A 25,877-nucleotide genomic window follows, 5' to 3' on the forward strand; every position below is an offset into this window, starting at 1 on the left:
GCGTATGTGATTTACACGTCGGGTTCGACGGGCCGGCCGAAGGGTGTGGTGGTCTCCCACGCGGGGCTGGCGAGTTTCGCGCTGGCGGAGGTCGAGCGGTTCGCCGTCGACAGCCACAGCCGTGTGTTGCAGTTCGCCTCGCCGAGTTTCGATGCTTCGGTGTTGGAGCTGGTGATGGTGTTTGCTGCGGGTGCTGCGCTGGTGGTGGGCCCTGAGGGTCCGTTGGCGGGTGAGGTGCTGGCGGAGGTGCTGGACTCGCTGGAGGTCTCGCACGCGTTGATTCCGCCGGTGGCTCTGGCGAGTGTTCCTGCGGGTGAGTATCCGTTCCTGCGGTCGTTGGTGGTCGGGGGTGACGCGGCCTCGGCGGAGCTGGTGGACCGGTGGGCCCCCGGCCGCCGCCTCGTCAACGCCTACGGTCCGACGGAGTCGACGGTCATGGCGACGACCTCCGGTCCGCTGGTGGCGGGCTCGGGTGTCCCGGTGATCGGTACGGCTGTGCCCAATACCCGGGTGCGGGTGCTGGACGGCGGGCTTCGTCCGGTGCCGGTCGGGGTGCCCGGTGAGCTGTATGTGTCGGGTGCGGGTCTGGCGCGGGGCTATCTGGGACGCGCGGGACTGACCGCTGAGCGGTTCGTCGCGGACCCGTTCGACCGGTCCGGCGGCCGGATGTATCGCACAGGCGACGTGGTCCGGTGGACAGCGGTTGGCGAGCTGGAGTTCCTGGGGCGTGCGGACGACCAGGTCAAGGTGCGGGGCTTCCGTATCGAGCTGGGCGAGGTCGAGACGGCTGTCGGTGCTGTTCCCGCGGTGGGGCAGGCCGCGGTGGTGGCGCGGGAGGACCGCCCCGGGGTGAAGCGCCTGGTCGCCTACATCGTCCCCGCCGACGCGGATGCCGGTGTGGACGTGGGTGCGGTCCGGGCGGATGTGGCGGGCCGGCTGCCCGACTACATGGTGCCCTCGGCGTTCGTCGTGCTGGACGCCCTGCCGTTGACGGTCAACGGCAAGCTGGACCGCAAGGCCCTCCCCGCACCCGAGTTCACCGGAACGGGCGGCGGACGGCGGCCCGGCACCCCGGTGGAGGAGATCCTGTGCGGCATCTTCGCCGAACTGCTGGGTGTGGAGGACGTGTCGGCCGACGACGGCTTCTTCGAGCTGGGCGGCGACAGCATTATCTCGATCCAGCTGGTGAGCCGGGCCAGGAAGGCCGGGCTCGCCCTTTCTCCCCGTGACGTCTTCCATCACCGAACGCCGGCCGCTCTGGCCGTTGTCGCCGAGGCGCTGACCTCGCCGGCGGCCGAGGACCCGGAGGCGGGACGCGGCGAGGCGCCCGAGACGCCGATCGTGGGCTGGCTGCGTGAACTGGGCGGCCCGGTCGACGGGTTCAACCAGACGATGCTGGTGCGGACGCCGGAGGGTGCTTCGTACGAGCGGATCGAGGCGGCGCTCCAGGTGCTCCTCGACCACCATGACGCCCTGCGTGCGCGGCGGCTGGTCCAGGGCGACGGCACCTGGACACTGGACATTCCCGCACCCGGCGCGGTCCGGGCGGCCGACATCCTGCGCACCGGTGCGGGCGACATCGGCGCGGCCGCTGCGGCGGCGCGGCTGCGGCTGGCGCCGGAGGCCGGGGTGATGCTGCGGGCGGTGTGGTTCGCGGAGGCGGGCCGGCTGCTGCTGATGGTGCACCACCTGGTGGTGGACGGTATCTCCTGGCGCATCCTGCTCCCCGACCTGGCCCAGGCGTACGCCGGTGCCGACCTCGACCCGGTGGGCACCCCGTACCGTCGCTGGGCGCAGCACCTGCGCGCCCTCGCCGAGGACCGGGCCCTCGAACTCCCCCTGTGGCGCTCCGTGCTCGCGGGTGACGACACCCCGCTCGGCGCTCGCCCGCTGGACCCTGCCGTGGACACCGCGTCCACCGTGCGGCACCTGTCCCTGGTTCTCCCTGTGGAGGTGACCGCGCCCCTGCTGACGAAGGTCCCGGCGGCGTTCCGGGCGGGTGTGAACGATGTCCTGCTGACGGGATTCGCGCAGGCCGTGGCGGGCTGGCGGAGTGGTGGTGCTTCCTCGGGTGTCCTGGTGGACCTGGAGGGGCACGGCCGTGAGGACGTCGTCGCGGGTGTCGACCTCTCGCGGACGGTGGGGTGGTTCACGAGCATGTTCCCGGTCCGGCTGGACGCGGGCGGCACCAGTGATCCGGGCCGTGCGCTGAAGGCGGTGAAGGAGCAACTGCGTGCTCTCCCGGACAACGGGATCGGCTACGGACTGCTGCGGTACGTCAACCCGGACACGTCCCAGGAGCTGGCTCAACTCCCCTCCCCGCAAATCGGGTTCAACTACCTCGGCCGTTTCGATGCTGCCGGTGGTCCGGGGGCCGAGGCCGCTGACTGGTCGCTGTGCTCGGACGCCGACCTCGGCGACGGCCGCGACCCGGGCATGCGCCTCACCCATGTCCTCGACCTCAACGCCGTCACCCAGGACCACGCCGATGGTCCGCGTCTGGTGGCGGACTGGTCGTGGCCGGCGGAGCTGTTCTCGGACGATGAGGTCCGGGCGTTGGCGGAGGCGTGGTTCGCGGCTCTGCGGGCGCTTGTCGACCATGTGGTTGTTTCCGGTCCGGGTGTGGGTGGTCTGACGCCGTCGGATCTGCGTCCGTTGGTGTCGGTGTCGCAGGGGCAGATCGACGGGCTGGAGGAGGAGTACGGGCGGCTGGCGGATGTGCTGCCGTTGTCTCCGCTCCAGCAGGGGTTGTTCTTCCACGCGGTGTACGACGAGCAGGCCGAGGATGTGTACACGGTCCAGCTCGCTCTGGACATCGAGGGTGTGGTGGACCGGGTCGCGTTGCGGGCGGCGGCGCAGGCGCTGCTGGCCCGGCACGCGGGGCTGCGGGCCGCGTTCCGGCACGAAGGGCTGGACACACCCGTCCAGGTCATCCCGGATCACACCGAACTTCCCTGGCAGGAGTGCGACTTCACCGACATCCCGGAGGCCGATCGCGAGACCGCCGTACGCCGCTGGACGGACGAGGACCGTGCCGTTCGCTTTGACCCGGCCCGGCCCCCGCTGATGCGCTTCGCGCTGCTGTCCACCGCGGCCGACCGGCACCGTCTGGTGATCACCAACCACCACATCCTCCTCGACGGCTGGTCCATGCCGGTCCTGGTCAAGGAGCTGCTGACGCTCTACACCCGCCAGGGCGACGGCACCCGTCTGCCCCGGGTCACCCCCAACCGTGACTACCTGACCTGGGTCGCGGGCCAGGACCGGGCCGCCGCCACGGCCGCCTGGCGTCAGGTGCTCGACGGGCTCGACGAGCCGACCCTCGTCGCACCCGGCGGCCGGGACGGCAGTCCGGCCGCACCCGACCGGGTCACCCTCGACCTTCCGGCCGCGCTCACCGAGCGGCTCACCGCACGTGCCCGCACCGGTGGCGTCACCCTCAACACCCTGTTCCAGGCGGCGTGGGCGATGGTGGTGGGTCAGCTGACGGGCCGTGAGGACGTGGTGTTCGGGGGTACGGTCTCCGGCCGTCCACCGCAGGTTGCGGGGATCGAGTCCATGGTCGGGTTGTTCATCAACACCCTGCCGGTACGGGTCTCCCTGGATCCCGCCGAGACGCTCGGCGCGCTTCTGGACCGGCTCCAGGAGCAGCAGGCCGGCCTCATGGACCACCAGCACCTCGGCCTCACCGACATCCAGCAGACCGTTGGGCTCGGCGAACTCTTCGACACCCTCGTCGTGTTCGAGAACTACCCGCTCGACGCGGACGTGCTGGAGACCGGTGACGGGCTCACGGTCACGGGTATCGAGGGCCACGACGCCACGCACTACCCGCTGATCCTCACCGCCGTCCCCGGGGAACGTCTGCACCTGCGGCTGGACTTCCGTACCGACCTGTTCGCGTCCGCCGGCGCCACGGTGCTCCTGGACCGGTTCGTCCGGTTCCTGGAGAACGCGGCCGACACCTTCGACCTGCCGGTGGGCCGGATCTCCCTGCTGGGCCACGACGAGCGCGAGAAGCTGCTCGTCACCTGGAACGACGGCGAGGCCGTCGAGCACGACGACCGGGCGGTCCCCGCCCTCTTCGGCGACCTCGCCGCCTGGTCGCCGTCCGCCCCCGCCGTCGTCGACGACACGGGCAGCCTCTCGTACGGCGAACTCGACGCGCGGGCCAACCGGCTGGCGCACCGGCTGCTCGCCGCGGGGGTGCGGCCCGAGGACCGGGTCGCGGTCTCCATGGAGCGGTCACCCGACCTGGTGGCGGCGCTCCTCGCCGTACTGAAGGCGGGCGGCGCCTACGTACCGCTCGACGCCCGGTTCCCGGAGAGCCGGATCGAGCAGATCCTCGCCGGGACGGCCGCCGCGGTCGTGCTCGTCGACTCGGCCGACGCCGTTCCCGGCGCTGCCGCCGGGCTGACGGTGATCGAGGCGCGGGCCGCGCTGGACGAGACCGGGGCGCCGACGCACGACCCGGGTGTGGACGTGCGTCCGGAACAGCTCGCGTACGTCATGTTCACCTCCGGGTCCACCGGGGTGCCGAAGGGGGTGGGCGTCACCCACCGGGACATCGCCGAGCTCGCTGCCGCGAGCCGCTTCGAGGAGGGCCACGAGCGGGTGCTGCTGCACTCGCCGACCGCGTTCGACGCGTCCACCTACGAGGTGTGGGTTCCGCTGCTCGGCGGCGGCCGGGTCGTCGTCGCCCCGCCCGGCGACCTCGACGCGGTGGCCCTGCGTGAGATCACCGACCGGCACGGGGTCACCGCCCTGTGGCTGACCGCCGGCCTGTTCCGGCTGATCGCTGAGGAGGGGCCCGGCTGCCTCGCCCGGCTCCGCCAGGTGTGGACCGGTGGGGACGTGGTCCCCGCGGCGGCGGCGCGGCGCGTGCTGGAGGCATGCCCCGGACTGGTGCTGGTCGACGGCTACGGCCCGACCGAGACCACCACGTTCGCCACCACCTACCGGATGGGATCGGCCTCCGAGGTGCCGCCCGCCGTGCCCATCGGCCGTCCGCTGGACGGCATGCGGGTGTATGTCCTGGACGCGGCCCTGCGCCCGGTTCCCGCGACGGTCGCGGGCGAGCTGTACATCGCGGGTTCGGGTCTGGCGCGGGGGTATCTGGGCCGTCCGGGGCTGACGGGTGAGCGGTTCGTCGCCGATCCGTTCGGTCCGGCGGGCGGTCGGATGTACCGCACGGGTGACCTGGTGCGGTGGAACACGGAAGGCCGGATCGAGTATCTGGGCCGTACGGACGACCAGGTGAAGGTGCGTGGTTTCCGTATCGAGTTGGGTGAGATCGAGGCGGTGCTGGCGGGTCATGCCGGTGTCGTTCAGGCGTCGGTGGTGGTGCGGGAGGACCGCCCGGGTGATCAGCGGATCGTGGCGTACGCGGTTCTCGGCGAAGGAGCCGGGATCGACGCGGCGGTGCTGCGGGAGCATGTCGCCGCGGCGCTCCCGGAGTACATGGTCCCCTCCGCGTTCGCCATCCTCGACACGCTGCCGCTCACGGGCAACGGCAAGGTCGACCGCAGAGCGCTGCCCGCCCCCGAACGGGGCGACGGCTCCGGCCGCGCCCCGGCCAACGCCCAGGAGGAGATCCTCGCCGGACTGTTCGCCGAGGTGCTGGGCCTGCCGGCCGTCTCCGTCGACGACAGCTTCTTCGACCTCGGCGGCCACTCCCTGCTCGCCACCCGCCTGGTCAGCCGGATCCGCTCCGTCTTCCACGTCGAGATCGCCGTCCGCGCGCTGTTCGAGGCGCCCACCGTGGCCGCCCTCGCAGGCAGGGTCGTCGCGGCCGGCGGGGCGCGCACGGCGCTGACCGCCGGGGAGCGGCCCGAGGAGATACCGCTGTCCCCGGCCCAGCGCCGGCTGTGGTTCCTGAACCGCTTCGAGGGCCCGAGCGCCACCTACAACCTGCCGCTGGTCCTCCGGCTCACCGGCGACCTCGACCGGGCCGCCCTCCACGCCGCGCTGGGTGACGTGGTGGCCCGGCACGAGAGCCTGCGCACCGTCTTCCCCGAGGTCGACGGCCGCCCCCGGCAGCAGGTGCTGGACGCCGGGGCCGCCCGGCCCGCCCTGCCGATGACGGACGTCACCGCGGACCGGCTCGACGCAGCGATCGCCGAAGCCGCAGCCGAGGGCTTCGACCTCGCCGCACAACCGCCGCTGCGCGCCCGGCTGCTGCGGCTCTCCGACACCGAGCACGTTCTGGTCGCCGTGGTCCACCACATCGCCGGTGACGGCTGGTCCATGGCGCCCTTCGCCCGCGACCTCGGCCTCGCCCACGACGCCCGGCGCGGCGGCCGGGCCCCCGCCTGGCAGCCGCTCCCGGTGCAGTACGCCGACTACACGCTCTGGCAGCAGGAGGTCCTCGGCGACGAGAGCGACCCGGACAGCCCGCTGGCCCGGCAGGCCGGGTACTGGCGGACCGCCCTCGCGGGCCTGCCGGAAGAGCTGTCCCTGCCGGTGGACCGGCCGCGCCCGGCCGAGGCCAGCCACCGCGGCGAGAGCATCCCGCTCCACCTGCCCGCAGAGGTCCACGCGCGCATCGTCGCCGTCGCCCGGGAGAGCCGCGCGAGCGTCTTCATGGTGGTCCAGGCGGCGCTGGCATCCCTGCTCGGCCGCCTCGGAGCGGGCGACGACATCCCGCTCGGCAGCGTGATCGCCGGCCGTACGGACGAGGCGCTCGACGACCTCGTCGGGTTCTTCGTCAACACGCTGGTGCTGCGCACCGACCTGTCGGGTGATCCGACGTTCCGGGAGCTGGTGGAGCGCGTACGGGAGACGGACCTGGCGGCCTACGCCAACCAGGACGTGCCCTTCGAACGGCTCGTGGAGATCCTCAACCCGGCCCGCTCGCTCGCCCGCCACCCGCTCTTCCAGGTCATGCTGGCCTTCCAGAACAACGCGGAGGCCACCCTCGACCTCGACGGCGTACGGGCGACGGCGCTGCCCGTCGGGCTCGCGGCCGCCAAGTTCGACCTGCTGTTCTCGCTGGAGGAGACCTTCGCCGCGGACGGCGGACCGGCCGGGCTGCGCGGAGTCGTCGAGTTCTCCGCCGACCTGTTCGACCGGACGACCGTCGAGTCCGTCGGCGACCGGCTGGGGCGCCTGCTCGCCGCCGTGACCGAAGCCCCCGACACGCGTATCGGCTCCGTCGACGTGCTCACCGGCCAGGAGCGGCACCGGGTGCTCACCGAGTGGAACGACACCCACCGGGACGTCCCGCCCGCCACCCTGCCCGAGCTCTTCCAGGCCCAGGCGGCCCGCACCCCCGGCCGCCCGGCGGTCGGCCACGCCGGTCACGAGCTGGACTACGCGGAGCTGGAGCGGCGCGCCAACCGGCTCGCCCATCTGCTGATCGAACGCGGCGCGGGCCCCGAGCAGTTCGTCGCCCTGGCCCTGCCGCGCTCCGCCGACATGATCGTCGCGCTGCTCGCCGTACTGAAGTCCGGCGCGGCCTATCTGCCGGTCGACCCGCAGTACCCGGCCGACCGCATCGCCTTCATGCTCACCGACGCCCGGCCGGCGCTGGTGCTCACCACCGAGGAGGCGGCCGGCGCCCTTCCGCCGGGCACCGAAGCGCTGCTGCTCGACGCCCCGGAACTGGTCGGCGAGCTGGCGGGGCTGCCGGAGACCGCTCCGGCCGACGCGGACCGGGTCCGCCCGCTCACCCCGGACCACCCGGCCTACGTGATCTACACCTCCGGCTCCACCGGCCGCCCCAAGGGCGTCGTCGTCGCCCACCGCAGCGTCGCCGACCTCGCGGCCTGGGCGGTGGCCGACATCGGGCCCGAGCGGCTGTCCGACGTCCTCGCCGCGACCTCGCTCAACTTCGACGTCTCCGTCTTCGAGATGTTCGGGCCGCTGCTCAGCGGTGGCCGCATCGAGGTCGTCCGCGATGTGCTCGCCCTGCTGGAAGGCCCCCCGGGACGCACGTACAGCCTGGTCAGCGCGGTGCCCTCGGCGCTGGCGCACACCGTCGGCCAGGGCGGTACGGCCTGCTTCGGCGCGGATCTCGTGGTCCTCGCCGGTGAGGGGCTGTCCGCCCACACGGCCAACACCATCCGTGCCGCCGTACCCGGCAGCACGATCGCCAACATCTACGGCCCCACCGAGGCCACCGTCTACGCCACCGCCTGGTACGGCGACAGCACGGACGTCCACCGCACGCCGCCGATCGGCAGGCCCCTGCACAACACCCGCGCCCACGTCCTGGACGCCGGGCTGCGCCCGGTGCCGCCGGGCGTCCCGGGAGAGCTCTATCTCTCCGGTTCGGGTCTGGCGCGGGGGTATCTGGGCCGTCCGGGGCTGACGGGTGAGCGGTTCGTCGCCGATCCGTTCGGTCCGGCGGGCGGTCGGATGTACCGCACGGGTGACCTGGTGCGGTGGAGTGCGGAAGGCCGGATCGAGTATCTGGGCCGTACGGACGACCAGGTGAAGGTGCGTGGTTTCCGTATCGAGTTGGGTGAGATCGAGGCGGTGCTGGCGGGTCACGCCGGTGTCGTTCAGGCGTCGGTGGTGGTGCGGGAGGACCGCCCGGGTGACCAGCGGATCGTGGCGTACACGGTTCTCGGCGAAGGGGCGGGGGTGGACGCGACCGGTCTGCGGGAGCATGTCGCCGCTGCGCTCCCGGAGTACATGGTCCCCTCCGCGTTCCTGTTCCTGGACGCCCTGCCGCTCAACCCGAACGGCAAGCTGGACCGCCGTGCGCTGCCCGCCCCCGACTTCGGGGCCGAGGCCGGCGCGGGCCGGGCGCCCCGCACCAGGAACGAAGAGACGCTCTGCACCCTGTTCGCCGAGATCCTCGGCGTCGAACGCGTCTCCGTCGACGACAGCTTCTTCGACCTCGGCGGCCACTCCCTGCTCGCCACCCGCCTGGTCAGCCGGGTACGTACGCTCTTCGGCGCCGAACTCGCCGTCCGCACCCTCTTCGAGAGCCCGACGGTCGCCGCCCTCGCCGAACAGCTCGGCGACACCGAGGCGGCCCGGCCCGCCCTGGTGGCCCGGGTGCGCCCGGAGGCCGTGCCGCTCTCCCCGGCCCAGCGGCGGCTGTGGTTCCTGAACCGTTTCGAGCAGCGCAACGGCACCTACAACCTGCCCCTGGCGGTCCGCCTCACCGGCGACCTCGACCCGGACGCCCTCCACGCCGCGCTGGGTGACGTGGTGGCCCGGCACGAGAGCCTGCGCACCGTCTTCCCCGACACGGACGGACGGCCGCGCCAGCTGGTCCTGGCGGCCGAACAGGCCCGCCCCGAACTGCCCGTGTCCCCGTACGACGCCCGGAACCTGGCCGCCGCCGCGGCCCAGGACTTCGACCTGGCCGCCGAACCGCCGGTACGGGCCCGTCTGTTCCGGGTCGCGGAGGACGAACACGTCCTGCTCGTCGTCGTCCACCACATCGCCGGGGACGGCTGGTCCATGGCCCCGCTCGCCCGCGACCTGGGCGCGGCCTACACGGCCAGGACCCGCGGCGCCGCCCCCGCATGGCAGCCGCTTCCCGTTCAGTACGCCGACTACACCCTCTGGCAGCGCGACCTGCTCGGCGACGAGGACGACCCCGGCAGCGGCCTCGCCCGCCAGACGGCGTTCTGGCAGCACACCCTCGCCGGGCTGCCGGAGGAACTGTCCCTGCCCACCGACCGGCCGCGCCCGGCCGAGGCGAGCTTCCGCGGCGCCACCGTCCCCCTGGAGATCCCGGCCGCCGTCCACGCACCGCTCGCCCGGTTCGCCCGGGACAGCCGGGCCAGCGTCTTCATGGTCGTGCAAGCGGCCCTGGCCACCCTGCTGCACCGCCTCGGCGCGGGTGCGGACATCCCGATCGGATCGCCGATCGCCGGCCGCACGGACGATGCCCTGGACGACCTGGTCGGCTTCTTCGTCAACACCCTCGTGCTGCGCACCGACGTCTCCGGCGACCCCACCTTCCGTGAGCTGGTGGCCCGGGTGCAGGAGACGGACCTCGCGGCCTACGCCCACCAGGACGTGCCCTTCGAGCGCCTGGTCGAACTGCTGAAGCCGGAGCGCTCCCTCGCCCGGCACCCGCTGTTCCAGGTCATGCTCTCCCTCCAGAACAACGCGGAGGCCTCCCTCGACCTGGGGGGTCTGCGCGTCGATCCCTTCGACACCACCGTGGACGGCGCCAAGTTCGACCTGTCCGTCCAGCTGGCCGAGCGGTGGACGGACGACGGCGATCCGGACGGCATCGGCGGGCGCATCGAGTTCGCGACCGACCTGTTCGACCCGGAGACCGTCCGGGAACTGGCGGACCGCCTGGTCCGCCTGGCCGGCGAGCTGATCGCCGACCCGGACCTGCGGCTGTCGTCGGTCCGGCTGCTCACCGACGAGGAACGCCACCGGGCGCTCGCGGAGGGGACCGGCACCGTCCGGGACATCCCCGCGACGACCTGGCCGGAACTCTTCGAGGAGCAGGCCGCCCGCACCCCGGACGCCACCGCGCTCGTCGCCGGGGACACCCGGCTGACCTTCGCCGAGCTCGACGACCGGGCGAACCGGCTGGCGCGTCTCCTCATCGCCCACGGCATGGGCCCGGAGAGGTATGTGGCCGTGGCCCTGCCCCGTACGGCGGATCTCGTCGTCGCCTTCCTCGCCGTCGCCAAGTCGGGCGCCGCCCAGGTGCCCCTCGACCCGTCGCTTCCGGCGGACCGGATCGCCCTGGTCCTGCGCGAAGCACGCGCCGACGCCCTGATCACCACCCGGGAGACCGGCGGCACGATCCCCGCCGACCGGGGCGGCATCCGCGTCGAACTCGACGCACCCGCCGTCGCCGAGGCGCTCGCGGAGCTGCCCGGGACCGCGCCCGACGACTCCGTGAGGACCGTTCCGCTGCGGCCCGACCACCCGGCCTACGTCATCCACACCTCCGGTTCCACCGGCCGCCCCAAGGGAGTCGTGGTCGCCCACCGGAGCCTGGCCAACCTGTACCACCACCATTTCGGGGAGCTGTACGCGGCGCAGGCCGCCGAGGCGGGCCGGCCGCTGCGCGCGGCTCTCACCGCAGCCGTGTCCTTCGACGCCTCCCTCGACCCGCTGCTGTGGATGGTGGCCGGACACGAACTCCACCTCGTCGACGACGACACCCGCCGCGAACCGGCGGCGCTGATCGGCTACGTACGCGAACAGGGCATCGACTTCATGGAGCTGACCCCCTCCTACGCGGAACAGCTCATCGAGGAGGGCCTCGTCCGGGATCCGGAAGCCCGGCCCCGCATCCTCGCCCTCGGCGGCGAGGCCGTGAGCCGGAGCCTGTGGCAGGAGCTGGCGGAAACCCCCGGCATCACCGGCTGCAACCTGTACGGGCCCACCGAGACCACCGTCGACGCGCTGACCGCGCGGACCACGGAGTCGGACCTCCCCTTCCTGGGCCGCCCTGTCGGCAACTCCCGCGTGCAGGTCCTGGACGAGGCGCTGCGACCGGTCGTTCCGGGAGTGGCGGGCGAGCTGTACATCGCCGGGGCCGGACTGGCCCGGGGGTACCTGGGCCGACCGGACCTGACGGCGGAGCGGTTCGTCGCCGATCCGTACGGGCCGGCGGGCGCGCGGATGTACCGGACCGGCGACATCGTGCGGCGGACCCGCGACGGAGCCCTGGAGTACCTGGGCCGTACCGACGACCAGGTCAAGGTGCGCGGATTCCGGATCGAGCCGGGCGAGATCGAGTCCGTGCTCTCCCACTACGAAGGAGCGGCCCGGGCCGCCGTGGTGGTACGCGAGGACCGTCCCGGCATCCGGCGGCTCGTCGCCTACGTGGTGCCGCGCACCGGCCACCTGGACACCGAGGCGGCTCGCGCCCATGTGGCCCAGGCGCTCCCCGCCTACATGGTCCCCTCCGCCTTCGTGGCGCTGGACGAGCTGCCGCTCACCGCGAACGGCAAGCTGGACCGGCGCGCGCTGCCCGCCCCGGAGCCGGTCAGCGGCACGGGCGCCGGACGGCCGCCGCGCACCGGACGCGAGGAGGTGCTGTGCGGGCTCTTCGCCGAACTGCTGGGCGTGGCGGACGTGTCGGCCGATGACAGCTTCTTCGAGCTGGGCGGCGACAGCATCGTCTCGATCCAGCTGGTGAGCCGGGCCCGCAAGGCCGGACTGGTGTTCTCGGCGCGCGAGGTGTTCCAGCACCGGACCGCTGCCGCACTGGCGGCCGTCGCCACGGCCCCCTCGGAGACCCCTGCCGAGGACCCGGCGGACGCCGTCGGCCCGGTGCCCGAGACGCCGATCGTTGGCCGGCTGCGGGAACTGGGCGGCCCGGTCGACGGGTTCAACCAGGCGATGCTGGTGCGGACTCCGGCGGATGCGACGTACGAGCGGATCGAGGCGGCGCTCCAGACCCTCCTCGACCAGCACGCCATGCTGCGCTCGCGGCTGGTGCGCGGCGCGGACGGCTGGAGCCTGGAGGTGTCAGGACCCGGCACGGTACGGGCCGCGGAGCTGCTGGACCGTGGCGCCGGAGACATCGGCGCGGCGGCCGGCGCGGCGCGGCTGCGGCTGGCGCCGGAGGCCGGGGTGATGGTGCGGGCGGTGTGGTTCGCGGAGGCGGGCCGGCTGCTGCTGATGGTGCACCACCTGGTGGTGGACGGTATCTCCTGGCGCATCCTGCTCCCCGACCTGGCCCGCGCCTACGAGGGCGCTGAACCGGAGCCCTCGGGAACGTCGTTCCGCCGCTGGGCACGGGAGCTGCGCGCGCTCGCCGAGGACCGGGCCGCCGAACTACCCCTGTGGCAGGCGATGGTGGCCGATGGCGACGCGCCTCTGGGCGCTCGCCCGCTGGACCCTGCCGTGGACACCGCGGCCACCGTGCGGCACCTGTCCCTGGCGCTTCCGGCCGAGGTGACCGGGCCCCTGCTCACCGAAGTGGGGGCGGCGTTCCGGGCGGGTGTGAACGATGTCCTGCTGACGGGATTCGCGCAGGCCGTGGCGGGCTGGCGGAGTGGTGATGCTTCCTCGGGTGTCCTGGTGGACCTGGAGGGGCACGGCCGTGAGGACGTCGTCGCGGGCGTCGACCTCTCGCGGACGGTGGGGTGGTTCACGAGCATGTTCCCGGTCCGGCTGGACGCGGGCGGCACCAGTGATCCGGGCCGTGCGCTGAAGGCGGTGAAGGAGCAGTTGCACGCCTTGCCGGACAACGGCATCGGCTACGGACTGCTGCGGTACGTCAACCCGGACACGGTGAACGCTCTCTCTCAACTCCCTTCCCCGCAGATCGGGTTCAACTATCTGGGCCGTTTCGGTGCGGCCGGTGGCCCGGACGGGGAGGCCGCCGACTGGTCCCTGTGCTCGGACGCCGACCTCGGCGACGGCCACGACCCGAAGGGACGGGTGGCCCACGCCCTCGAAGTGAACGCCGTGACGCTCGACGAAGCCGATGGTCCGCGTCTGGTGGCGGACTGGTCGTGGCCGGCGGAGCTGTTCTCGGACGATGAGGTGCGGGCGTTGGCGGAGGCGTGGTTCGCGGCTCTGCGGGCGCTTGTCGACCATGTGGTTGTTTCCGGTCCGGGTGTGGGTGGTCTGACGCCGTCGGATCTGCGTCCGTTGGTGTCGGTGTCGCAGGGGCAGATCGACGGGCTGGAGGAGGAGTACGGGCGGCTGGCGGATGTGCTGCCGTTGTCTCCGCTCCAGCAGGGGTTGTTCTTCCACGCGGTGTACGACGAGCAGGCCGAGGATGTGTACACGGTCCAGCTCGCTCTGGACATCGAGGGTGTGGTGGACCGGGTCGCGTTGCGGGCGGCGGCGCAGGCGCTGCTGGCCCGGCACGCGGGGCTGCGGGCCGCGTTCCGGCACGAAGGGCTGGACACACCCGTCCAGGTCATCCCCGAACACGTCGAACTCCCCTGGCACGAGCGGGATCTCACCGCGCTCCCGGAGGCGGAACGCGTCGCGGCCGCCGAACGGCTCACGGCCGAGGACCGGACCGCGCGGTTCGACCTCACCGCACCGCCGCTGATGCGGTTCACCCTGCTGACCACGGCGGACGACCGGCACCGGCTGCTCATCAGCCACCACCACCTGCTGCTCGACGGCTGGTCCATGCCGGTCTTCCTCGGTGAGCTGTTCACGCTGTACGGCAACCGGGGCGACGGGACGGCGCTGCCCCAGGTCACCGCGTACCGCGACTACCTCGCGTGGGTGGCGGGCCAGGACCGCACGGCCGCGGTGGCCGCGTGGCGCCGGGCTCTCGACGGGCTCGACGAGCCGACCCTGCTCGCCGCCCCCGACCCGTCCCGTCCCGCGGTGCCCGTCGTCCGGACCCGGCGGGAGCTGTCCGAGGACCGGACCGCCGCGCTCGCCCGCTGGGCGCGCGCCCGGGGCGTCACCGTCAACACCGTCGTCCAGGCGGCGTGGGCGATGGTGGTGGGTCAGCTGACCGGCCGTGAGGACGTGGTGTTCGGGGGGACGGTCTCCGGCCGCCCGCCGCAGGTTGCGGGGATCGAGTCCATGGTCGGGTTGTTCATCAACACCCTGCCGGTACGGGTCTCTCTGGATCCCGCCGAGACGCTCGGCGCGCTCCTGGACCGGCTCCAGGAGCAGCAGGCCGGCCTCATGGACCACCAGCACCTCGGCCTCACCGACATCCAGCAGACCGCTGGGCTCGGCGAACTCTTCGACACCCTCGTCGTGTTCGAGAACTACCCGCTCGACGCCGCTGAACTGCGTCGCTCCGCGGGCGGGATCGGCATCGTCGGCGGCGACAACCACGAGAGCACCCACTACCCGCTCAGCCTGACCGTCGGCGTCGGACGGTCGCTCGGCCTGGACCTCGCCCACCGTCCCGACCTGCTCGACCAGGACCGGATCGACGCGCTCGCCGCGTGCCTGCTGCGGCTGCTCGGCGAGGCGGCCGAGCACGCGGAACAGCCCGTGGGCCGCCTGCGGCTGCTCGCCCCCGAACAGGAGCTGTTGCTGCTGGGCGAGTGGTCCGGCACGGTCGAGACGGAGACCGCACCCACGCTGCTGAGCCGGTTCGCCGAGAAGGTCGCATCCGCTCCCGACGCCCTCGCGGCCGTCTCCGGTGCCGAACACCTCACCTACGCCGAGCTGGACGCCAGGTCCGGCGCCCTCGCGGACGAGCTCGCCCGCAACGGCGCCGGACCCGAGAAGTACGTCGCCGTCGCGCTGCCCAGGTCGACGGGCCTGCTGGTCGCCCTTCTGGCGGTTCTCAAGTCCGGTGCGGCCTATGTGCCGCTCGACCCCGAGCACCCGGCCGAACGGCTGGGCTACGTCATCGACGACGCCCGCCCGTCCCTCCTGCTCACCAGCTCGGCGATCGCCGCCGCGCTGCCCACCGGCGACACCCCGCTGCTGCTGCTCGACGAGGCCCGCACCGCACCGGCCGGGGAGGCGCCGCGCATCCGTCCGGCCGAGGGCCGCAACCCGGCGTACGCGATCTACACCTCCGGGTCCACCGGCCGCCCCAAGGGCGTGGTGATCTCCCGGGACGCGCTGGACAACTTCCTCGCCGACATGTCCGTACGGGTTCCGATGGACGGCACGGACCGGCTGCTCGCCGTCACCACCGTGTCGTTCGACATCGCGGCCCTGGAGCTCTACCTCCCGCTGCTCGCCGGAGCCGGAGTGGTGATCGCGGGCAAGGACGAGGTCCTGGACCCCGATGCGCTCGCCCGTCTCCGTACCGAGCACGGGTGCACCGTGATGCAGGCCACGCCCTCGCTCTGGCAGACGCTGCTGGCCCACACGCCCGGTGTCCTGGACGGGCTGCGGATGCTGGTCGGCGGCGAGGCCGTGCCGGGCGCGCTGGCCCGGGCCTTGGCCGAGGCCGGGCCGTCGGTCAACGTCTACGGACCGACGGAGACGACCATCTGGTCGACGACCGCCGTCCTGGACGGCGCCGCCACCGCACCGCCGATCGGCCGGCCGATCCGCAGCACCCGCGCCTACGTCCTCGACGGAGCCCTGCGCCCCGTCGCCCCGGGCGTGCCCGGCGAGCTCTATCTCGCGGGTGCCGGACTGGCCCGCGGCTACCTCGGCCGGCCCGGGCTGAGCGCCGAGCGGTTCGTCGCCGACCCGCACGGCGCGCCCGGCACCCGGATGTACCGCACCGGGGACCTGGTCCGCTGGGCCGACACCGGCGAACTGGAGTACCTGGGCCGTACGGACTTCCAGGTGAAGGTCCGCGGGTTCCGTATCGAACTCGGAGAGATCGAGTCGGTGCTGGCCCGCCACGACCGGGTCTCCCGGGTCGCCGTGGTCGTCCGGGAGGACCGCCCCGGCACCAAGCTGCTCGTCGCCTACACGGTGGCCGCGGGTGAACCGGCCGACGCCGCCGACCTGCGGGCGTACGCGGCCGCCGAACTGCCCGACTACATGGTCCCGGGCGCCTTCGTCGCCCTGGGCGAACTGCCGCTGAACACCAACGGGAAGCTCGACCGGAAGGCCCTTCCCGCGCCGGACCTCGGCGCGGGCCCGGCGGGCCGGGCGGCCGAAGGCCCCCGCGAGGAACTGCTGTGCGCGCTGTTCGCCGAGGTCCTGGGACTTCCGGAGGCGGGCCCCGAGGACAGCTTCTTCACCCTCGGCGGCGACAGCATCTCCTCGATCCAGCTGGTGAGCCGCGCCCGGCAGGCGGGTCTGGTGCTCACCCCCCGCGAGGTCTTCCAGCACCGGACCCCGGCCGCACTCGCCGCCGCGCTGCCCGCGAGCGCCGAGACCCGGATCCTCGCCGAGCCCGAAGGGGACCACCCGGCCCTCGGGACTGCCCCCGGCACGCCGATCATCCGCTGGCTGCGCGAACTCGGCGGCGCGGTCGACGGGTTCAACCAGTCGGTGGTGTCCCCGGTCCCGGGCGATCTCACCCTGGAGCAGCTCACCGCGACCGTCCAGGCGGTGCTCGACCACCACGACGCGCTCCGCGCCGAACTGGTCAGGACCGGCGACGACTGGGCCCTGCGGATACCCGCCCCGGGAGCACTGAAGGCGTCCGACGTGATCCACCGCGTCGACGTCGCCGGACTGGACGAGAAGCGGCTGGCCGGGACGGTGGACACGGAGGGCCGCGCCGCGCAGCGGCGGCTGAGCCCCGGCCGCGGGCTCATGGTGCAGGCCGTCTGGTTCGACGCCGGTCCTGACGCGCTCGGCCGACTGCTGCTGATCGTCCATCACCTCGTGGTCGACGGGGTCTCCTGGCGCATCCTGATGCCCGACCTGCTGGCCGCCTACGAGGCCGTCAGCGCGGGCCGGGAACCCGCCCTGGAACCCGTGTGGACGTCGTTCCGCCAATGGGCCCGGGGTCTCGTCGTGGCCGCCTCGGCACCGGAGCGGGCCGCCGAACTCCCCGTGTGGACCGACATGCTGGCCGGACCGGCGGAACCTCCGCTCGGCGCCCGGGCCCTGGACCCGTCCCGGGACGTGGCGGGCACCGCGCGCCAGCTCACGGTGGCGCTCCCGGCCGATGTCACCGGACCGCTCCTGACCACCGTCCCCACGGCTTTCGGCACCGGCGTCAACGACGTGCTGCTCACCGCCTTCGCGCTCGCGGTGACCGAATGGAACCGTGACCGGGGCCGCCCGCACGCCGGCGGGGTGCTCTTCGACCTGGAAGGCCACGGCCGGGAGGAGCTGCTCGCCGGGATCGTCCCGGACGCGGACGTGTCGCGTACGGTCGGCTGGTTCACCAGCCTCTTCCCCGTACGGCTCGATCCCGCGCTGCCGGAGGCGGACCGGGAAGCGGTCCGGACCGGCGGGCCTGCCGTCGGCCGGGCCCTGGAACGGGTCTCCCGGCAACTCGCCGCCCTGCCCGACAACGGGGCCGGCTACGGCCTGCTGCGCCATCTCAACGACGAGACGGCGCCGGTGCTGGCCGCCCTGCCGACCCCGCAGATCGGCTTCAACTACCTCGGCCGGTTCGCCGCGGGCGACGGCGAGGACGCCGGCGACGGCGGACTGGGCGGCAGCGACGACGCGATGCCCGCCGCCCACGCCCTGGAGCTGAACGCGCTGACCCAGGACCGGCCGGACGGGCCCCGCCTGACGGCCTCCTGGTCCTGGCCCGGCGACCTGTTCACCGAGGACGAGGTGGCGGCGCTCGCCGACGCCTGGTTCCTGGCCCTGCGCGCCCTGGTCGCCCACGCGGCCGACCCCGGGGCCCGACCGACCCCCTCCGCGCCACCGCGGACGGCGGCCGTCGTGGCGCCCCTCCTCGATCTCGACCAGGACGAGATCGACGCATTCGAAGACGACCTCGGGTTCTGAGCGGAGATAGAGAAATGACCACGTCGAAGCCGCGGCTTGAGGGCATCCTTCCGCTCTCCCCGCTCCAGCACGGCCTGCTCTTCCACGCCCAGTACGACACGGCGGGACCGGACGTCTACACGATGCAGTTCGTCCTCGACCTCGAAGGCGAACTGGACACCACGGCACTGCACGCGGCCTGCGCCGCGGTGCTGCGCCGTCACTCCGGACTGCGGGCAGCCTTCCGCCACCGGAAGAACGGCGAGCCGGTACAGCTCATACCCGCCGAGCTCGCCCCCGCCTGGAACTCCGTCGAACTGTTCGGGCCGACGCCCGCCGACCGCCTCGCCGAGGCCGACCTGCTCGTCGCCGAGGACCGGGCCCGGCGCTTCGACCTCGCCCGGCCGCCGCTGATCCGCTTCACCCTGATCGGCCTCGGCGACGGCCGTCACCGGTTCGTCCTCACCGCTCACCACATCGTGCTCGACGGCTGGTCGAGGGCGCTGCTGCTCGGCGAACTGTTCACGCTGTACGGCCTGTTCAGCAAGGGCGCCGACGAGTCGTCGCTGCCGCCCGCCAGCCCCTACCGCGAGTTCCTCGGCTGGGTGGCGGCCCAGGACCGCACCGCGGCCGAGAAGGCCTGGCAGCAGGTGCTGGACGGGCTGGAGGAGCCGACGCTGCTCACCGCACCGGACCCGGCCCGGGAACCGGTCGCCCCCGCCCGCGCACGGGTCGAACTGCCGCAGGGCCGCACGGAGGCCCTGACCCGCTGGGCCCGGGAGCGCGGCGTCACCGTCAACACCGTCGTCCAGGCGGCGTGGGCGATGGTCCTCGGCCACCTCACGGGCCGGCAGGACGTCGTCTTCGGCGGTACGGTCTCCGGCCGTCCGCCGCAGGTCCCGGGCGTCGAGTCGATGGTGGGGCTGTTCATCAACACCCTGCCGGTGCGGGTGGCGCTCGACCCGGCCGAGACGCTCGGCGCACTCCTGGAGCGGCTCCAGGACCAGCAGGCCGGGCTCATGGACCACCAGTACCTGGGCCTCGCCGACATCCAGCGCCTCACCCCGGTCAGCGGCGAACTGTTCGACACCCTGCTGGTCTTCGAGAACTACCCGGTGGACACCGAGGGGCTGCGCCGTGCGGCCGGAGGCCTCGGCGTGGTCGACGGACAGAGCCACGAGGGTACCCACTACCCGCTCAGCCTGATGGTCCACGCGGGAACGACCCTCTCCGTGGAGCTGAGCCACCGCCCCGACGTGCTCGACACGGATGCCGCCGTCGCCGTGGGAGAGGCCCTGATCCGGCTGCTGGACAGCTTCGAGGCGGCGGAGGACACCCCAGTCGCCCGATGGGACCTGCTCACCGCCGAGGAACGCTCCCTGGTCCTCGACCGGTGGAACGACACGGCGCACCCCGAGCCGTTCGAGACGCTGCCCGCCCTCCTCCGGCGCGCCGTCGACCGCCATCCGGACGCCGTCGCCGTCGAGCACGGCGACACCACCCTCACCTACGCCGAACTCGACGCCCGCGCCAACCGGCTGGCCCGGCTGCTGGTCACCCGCGGCGTCGGGCCCGAGCGCACCGTCGCCCTCGCCCTGAGCAGGTCCACCGGACTGGTCGTCGCCCTGTGGGCGGTCCTCAAGGCCGGGGCCGCCTACCTTCCCGTCGACCCGGGGCTCCCGGCCGACCGGGTCGCCCACATGCTGGACGACGCACAGCCCGTCCTCGTCCTCACGGACACGGCCACCGCCGACCGGATCGCCGCCGCGGCCGGGGACGCCGGCCCCGCTCACCTGGTGTGCGACACCGAGGAGACCGTCCGGGCCCTCGCCGCTTCGAGGGACACCGACCTCGACGACGGCGACCGGACCGCGCCCCTGACCCCGCTCTCCCCGGCGTACGTCATCTACACCTCCGGCTCGACCGGCCGCCCCAAGGGCGTCGTCATGCCCGGGGCCCCGCTCGCCAACCTCATCGGCTGGCACGAGGACGCTCTCCCGGCCGAACCCGGTTCGCGCACCGCCCAGTTCACGGCCATCAGCTTCGACGTCTCGGCGCAGGAGATCCTCTCCACCACCCTCTCCGGGCGCACCCTCGTCATCCCCGACGAGGAGATCCGCCGCGACCCCGCCGCCTTCGTGCGGTGGCTCGACGAGCGCGCCGTCACCGAGGTGTACGCGCCCAACCTGGTCATCGACGCGCTGTGCGAGGAAGCCATCGGCCAGGGCCGCGAACTGCCCGCCCTCGCCCATCTGGCGCAGGCGGGCGAAGCGCTCGTCCTCAGCAAGCAGATCCGGGACTTCCACCACGGCGGCGGGCGCCGCCTGCACAACCACTACGGCCCCACGGAGACCCATGTCGTCACCGCGGCCACCCTCCCCGCGGACCCGGACGACTGGCCCTCCCGGCCGACGATCGGCCGCCCCGTCCGCAACACCCGCGCCTACGTCCTGGACGGCGCGCTGCGCCCCGTCGCCCCCGGTGTGCCGGGCGAGCTGTACCTCGCCGGGGCGTGCACGGCCCGCGGCTATCTGAACCGGCCGGGCCTGACCGGGGAACGGTTCGTCGCGGACCCCTACGGGCCGTCCGGCACGCGCATGTACCGCACCGGGGACGTGGTGCGGTGGACCGAGGACGGCGAACTGGACTACCTGGGCCGCAGCGACCACCAGGTGAAGATCCGCGGCTTCCGCATCGAGCTGGGCGAGATCGAGGCGGCGCTCGGCACGCACCCCGCGGTCGGACAGGCCGCCGTCGTCGCCCGCGAGGACCGGCCCGGCATCCGGACCGTCGTCGCCTACCCGGTGGCCGCCGCCGGGCGGACGCTTCCCCCGGCGGAGGAGCTCCGTGCCCACCTGGCCGACGCTCTGCCCGACTACATGGTGCCGTCCGCCTTCGTCCCGCTCGACAAGCTGCCGCTGACGGCGAACCGGAAGCTGGACCGCAGGGCGCTGCCCGCCCCCGAGGGGGCCGACGAGGCGGGACGCGCGCCCCGCACCGCCCGCGAGGCGAAGCTCTGCGAACTCTTCGCCGCCGTCCTGGGCCTGGAGAGCGTCTCCATCGACGACGGCTTCTTCGACCTCGGAGGCCACTCGCTCCTCGCCACCCGTCTGGTGAGCCAGGTGCGCACGGCGTTCGACGTCGAGATCCCCGTACGCGTCCTGTTCGACGCCCCCACGGTGGCCCGGTTCGCCGAACGGCTCGCCACCGCCGACCGGGCCCGCCGGCCGCTCACCGCCGGGCCGCGCCCGGACCTGGTCCCGTTGTCGCCCGCGCAGCAGCGGCTCTGGTTCCTCAACCGGTTCGAGGACGCCGGAGGCAACTACAACCTGCCGCTGGCCGTACGGCTCCGGGGCGAGCTCCGGGTCGGGGAACTGCGGGCCGCGATCGCCGATGTGATCGGCCGCCACGAGAGCCTGCGCACAGTGTTCCCGGAGACGGACGGACGGCCCCACCAGGTCGTCCTCGACGCGGACGAGGCGGTACCCGCTCTTCCCGTCATCGGGGTCGCCGAGCACGAGCTGGCGGCCGCCGTCGCCGCCACCGCGGGCCGTGACTTCGACCTCACCTGCCAAACCCCCGTGCACGCACGGCTGTTCGCGCTCGACGGCAACGAGTACGTGCTGCTGATCGTCGTCCACCACATCGCCGCGGACGGCTGGTCGATGGCCCCGCTCGCCCGCGACCTGAGCGAGGCCTACCGGGCCCGGTGCTCGGACCGCGCGCCCTCCTGGCAGCCGCTTCCCGTGCAGTACGCCGACTACACCCTGTGGCAGCGCGAGGTACTGGGCGACGAGAAGGAGCAGGGCAGCGAACTCGCCCGCCAGGCGGACTTCTGGCGCACCACCCTCCAGGGCGTCCCCGAGGAACTCCGTCTGCCCACCGACCGGCCCCGCCCCCCGGAGATGAGCTACCGGGGCGACACCGTGGAGCTGGAGATCCCGGCCGAAGTGCACCGCGCGATCAGCGAGTTCGCCCGTCACTCCGGTGCGAGTGTGTTCATGGTGGCGCAGGCGGTGCTGGCGGCTGTGCTGCACCGGCTGGGTGCGGGTGAGGACGTTCCGGTGGGGACGGTGATCGCGGGCCGTACGGACGGGGCGCTGGACGATCTGGTCGGGTTCTTCGTGAACACGCTGGTGCTGCGCACCGACCTGTCGGGTGATCCGACGTTCCGGCAGCTGGTGGAGCGCGTTAGGGAGACGGACCTCGCGGCCTACGCCAACCAGGAGGTCCCCTTCGAGCGCCTGGTGGAGATCCTCAACCCGGAGCGCTCCCTGGCCCGCCACCCGCTCTTCCAGGTCCTGCTGTCCTTCCAGAACAACGCGGCCGTCGACCTCGACCTCGACGGACTGCACGCCACCGGCGAGGAAGTCGGCCTCAGCACCTCCAACTTCGACCTCTCCGTCGTTCTGGAGGAGCGCTTCGACGAGGCGGGCGCCCCCGCAGGCATCGCCGGCGGCATCGAGTTCGCCACGGACCTCTTCGACCGCGAGACCGCCGCCGCCCTGGCGGACCGGCTGGTACGGATGGCCGGCGAGCTGGTCGCCGTACCGGACCGCCGACTCTCCGAGGCGGAGGTGCTCACCGAACAGGAGCGCCACCGCATCCTCGTCGACTGGAACGACACCGCCCTCGACGTACCGCAGGCCACCCTGCCCGGCCTGTTCGAGGAGCAGGCCGCCCGCACCCCGGACGCCACCGCCCTGGTCTTCCAGGACCAGCGGCTGACCTTCGCCCGGCTCAACGCCCGGGCGAACCGGCTGGCCCGCCACCTTCTCGCGACCGGCGTGCGCACCGAGCAGCCGGTGGCCGTCCGCCTGCCCCGCGGCCCGGAGCACATCGTGGCCCTGCTCGCCGTGATGAAGGCGGGCGCGGTGTACGTCCCCGTCGACCCGGCCTACCCCGAGGACCGCATCGCCCACATGATCGAGGACGCCCGGCCCGCCGCGGTCCTCGACGACCCGGCCCGGACACACGGCCCGGCCCTCGCCGAACTGCCCGCCCATGACCTCACCGACGACGAACGCGGCGGCCCGCTGCGCCCCGACAACGCGGCGTACATCATCTACACCTCCGGCTCCACCGGCCGCCCCAAGGGCGTCACCGTCGAGCACCGCAGCATCGTGAACCTCTTCCACGACCACTTCGGCCGCCTCTACGCCCCGCAGATCGAGGCAGCCGGTGACCGCCGCCCGCTGCGTGCCGCGCTCGCCGCCTCGTTCTCCTTCGACGCCGCGTTCGACCCGCTGCTGTGGATGCTCGCCGGACACGAGCTGCACGTCGTCGACGACGAGGCACGTCATGACGCCACAGCCCTGCTCGACATGGTGCGGCGGGTCGGCGGCATCGACCACTTCGACACCACCCCCGCCCACTTCCAGGAGCTGCACGACCTCGGGCTGACCGCCGACCCGGCGACCCGGCCGCTGGTCGTCAGCCTCGGCGGCGAGGCGCTCGGCGAAGCCCTGCGCGAGGAACTCGCCCCGCTGGACGACCTGGTCGCCTACAACCTCTACGGCCCGACCGAGACGACGGTCGACGCGCTGGGCCAGCGCATCGACGTGAGCGACCGGGTCCTGGTGGGCCGCCCCCTGTCCAACTACCGCGCCTACGTCCTCGACGCGTTCCTGCGCCCGGTGCCGCCCGGGGTGGCGGGCGACCTGCACATCGCCGGGGCCGGCCTCGCCCGCGGCTACCTCGGCCGCTTCGACCTGACCGCCGAGCGTTTCGTCGCCGACCCCTACGGCCCGCCCGGCTCCCGTATGTACCGCACCGGCGACCTCGCACGCTGGACGAGGGACGGGCGGATCGACTGCCTCGGCCGGGTCGACGACCAGGTCAAGATCCGGGGCTTCCGCATCGAACTCGGCGAGATCCAGGCCGCCCTGGAGGCCCGCGAGGACATCGCCCAGGCCGCGGTGATCGTCCGCGAGGACCGGCCGGGCATCCGGGAACTCGTGGCCTACGCGGTGCCCGCGTCCGGCCGACGGCTGCCCGAGGCCGAGGAGCTGCGCCACGCCCTCGGCGAGCGGCTGCCCGACTACATGGTCCCTGCCGTGTTCGTCGCCCTGGACCGGCTTCCGGTCACGGTCAACGGCAAGCTGGACCGCAAGGCACTGCCCGCTCCCGCGCCGCGCGCCGGCATCGGCGGACGCGCACCGCGCACGGCCCAGGAGAAGACCCTGTGCCGAGTCTTCGCCCAGGTCCTCGGGCTGGAGACGGTCTCCATCGACGACGGCTTCTTCGACCTCGGTGGCCACTCCCTGCTCGCGACCCGGGTGGTCAGCCACGTCCGTTCGTCCCTGGGCGCGGAGCTGTCGGTACGCGCGCTGTTCGAGGCGCCGACGGTGGCGGCGTTGGCGGAGCGTCTGGGTGATGCGGGCCGGGCGCGTGCGGCGCTGACGGTCCGGGAGCGTCCGGAGGAGGTTCCGCTGTCGCACGCGCAGCGCCGTATGTGGTTCCTGAACCGCTTCGAGGGCCCCAGCGGCACCTACAACATGCCGATGGCGGTCCGGCTCACCGGCCCGCTGGACACGGACGCGCTGAGGGGTGCCCTCGCCGCTGTCGTGGCCCGCCACGAGAGCCTGCGCACCGTCTTCCCCGACACCGAGGGCCGCCCCCGGCAACTGGTCCTCGCACCCGAGGAGGCCCGCCCGGTGCTGGAGACGGCTCCCTTCTCGCCGGAGGCCTTGAGCGCGGCGGCGGCGCGGGGGTTCGAGCTGGACCGGGAGATCCCGGTGCGGGCGCACCTGTTCACGGTGTCTGCGGATGAGCAGGTGTTGTTGGTGGTGCTGCATCACATTGCGGGTGACGGCTGGTCGTTGGCCCCGCTGGCAAGCGATCTGTCCTCTGCTTACGCGGCTTTGGCGGGGGGTGTGGAGCCGGGGTGGGTTCCGTTGCCGGTGCAGTACGCGGATTACACGTTGTGGCAGCGTGAGGTGCTCGGCGACGAGAGCGACCCGGTGAGTGAGCTGTCGCGCCAGGTGGACTACTGGCGTGGCCAGTTGGCGGGTCTCCCGGAAGAACTGCCGTTGCCGGTGGACCGGCCGCGCCCGCCGAAGATGAGCTACCGCGGCGACACCGTGGAGTTCCAGGTCTCCCGCGAGACGCAGGAACGCCTGCAACAGCTGGCCGGGGAGTCCCGCGGAAGCCTGTTCATGGTGGTCCAGGCAGCGCTGTCGGTGCTGCTGAACCGGCTCGGGGCAGGCGAGGATATCGCGATGGGAAGCGTCATCGCGGGCCGAACCGACGAATCGCTCGACGATCTGGTCGGGTTCTTCGTGAACACTCTGGTGCTGCGCACCGATGTGTCGGGTGATCCGACGTTCCGGGAGCTGGTGGAGCGCGTTCGGGAGACGGACCTGGCGGCCTACGCCAACCAGGACGTGCCCTTCGAGCGGCTGGTTGAGATCCTCAACCCCGAGCGCTCCCTGTCCCGTCACCCCCTCTTCCAGGTGATGCTCGCCTTCCAGAACACCGGCGAGGCGACCCTCGACCTGGCGGGCCTGCGTGCCGCTCCCGAAACCCTCTCCTTCGACGCGGCGAAGTTCGATCTGTCGTTCACGTTGGCGGAGTCGGTGGAGGGGTTGGCGGGCTCGGTGGAGTTCTCGGTGGATCTGTTCGACCGGGTGTCGGTGGAGCGGTTGGCCGGGCGTTTGGTGGGTGTGCTGGAGGCGGTGGCCGCG

The 25,877-nt window shown here is 73.1% G+C and carries 2 protein-coding genes; both read left to right on the plus strand.

Annotation, left to right across the window (positions count from 1 at the left end; translation table 11 throughout):
• Positions 1-18,213: non-ribosomal peptide synthase/polyketide synthase (locus JS521_RS18950; protein ID WP_239487500.1), on the plus strand; the 18,213-nt coding region annotated here is incomplete at its 5' end.
• A 14-nt stretch (positions 18,214-18,227) separates the two neighbouring features.
• Positions 18,228-25,877, plus strand: a 7,650-nt coding sequence (locus tag JS521_RS18955) for a non-ribosomal peptide synthetase (RefSeq protein ID WP_205084162.1), incomplete at its 3' end; no start/stop codon positions are given.

It is taken from the genome of Streptomyces durocortorensis, from assembly GCF_016901035.1.
Taxonomy (GTDB): domain Bacteria; phylum Actinomycetota; class Actinomycetes; order Streptomycetales; family Streptomycetaceae; genus Streptomyces; species Streptomyces durocortorensis.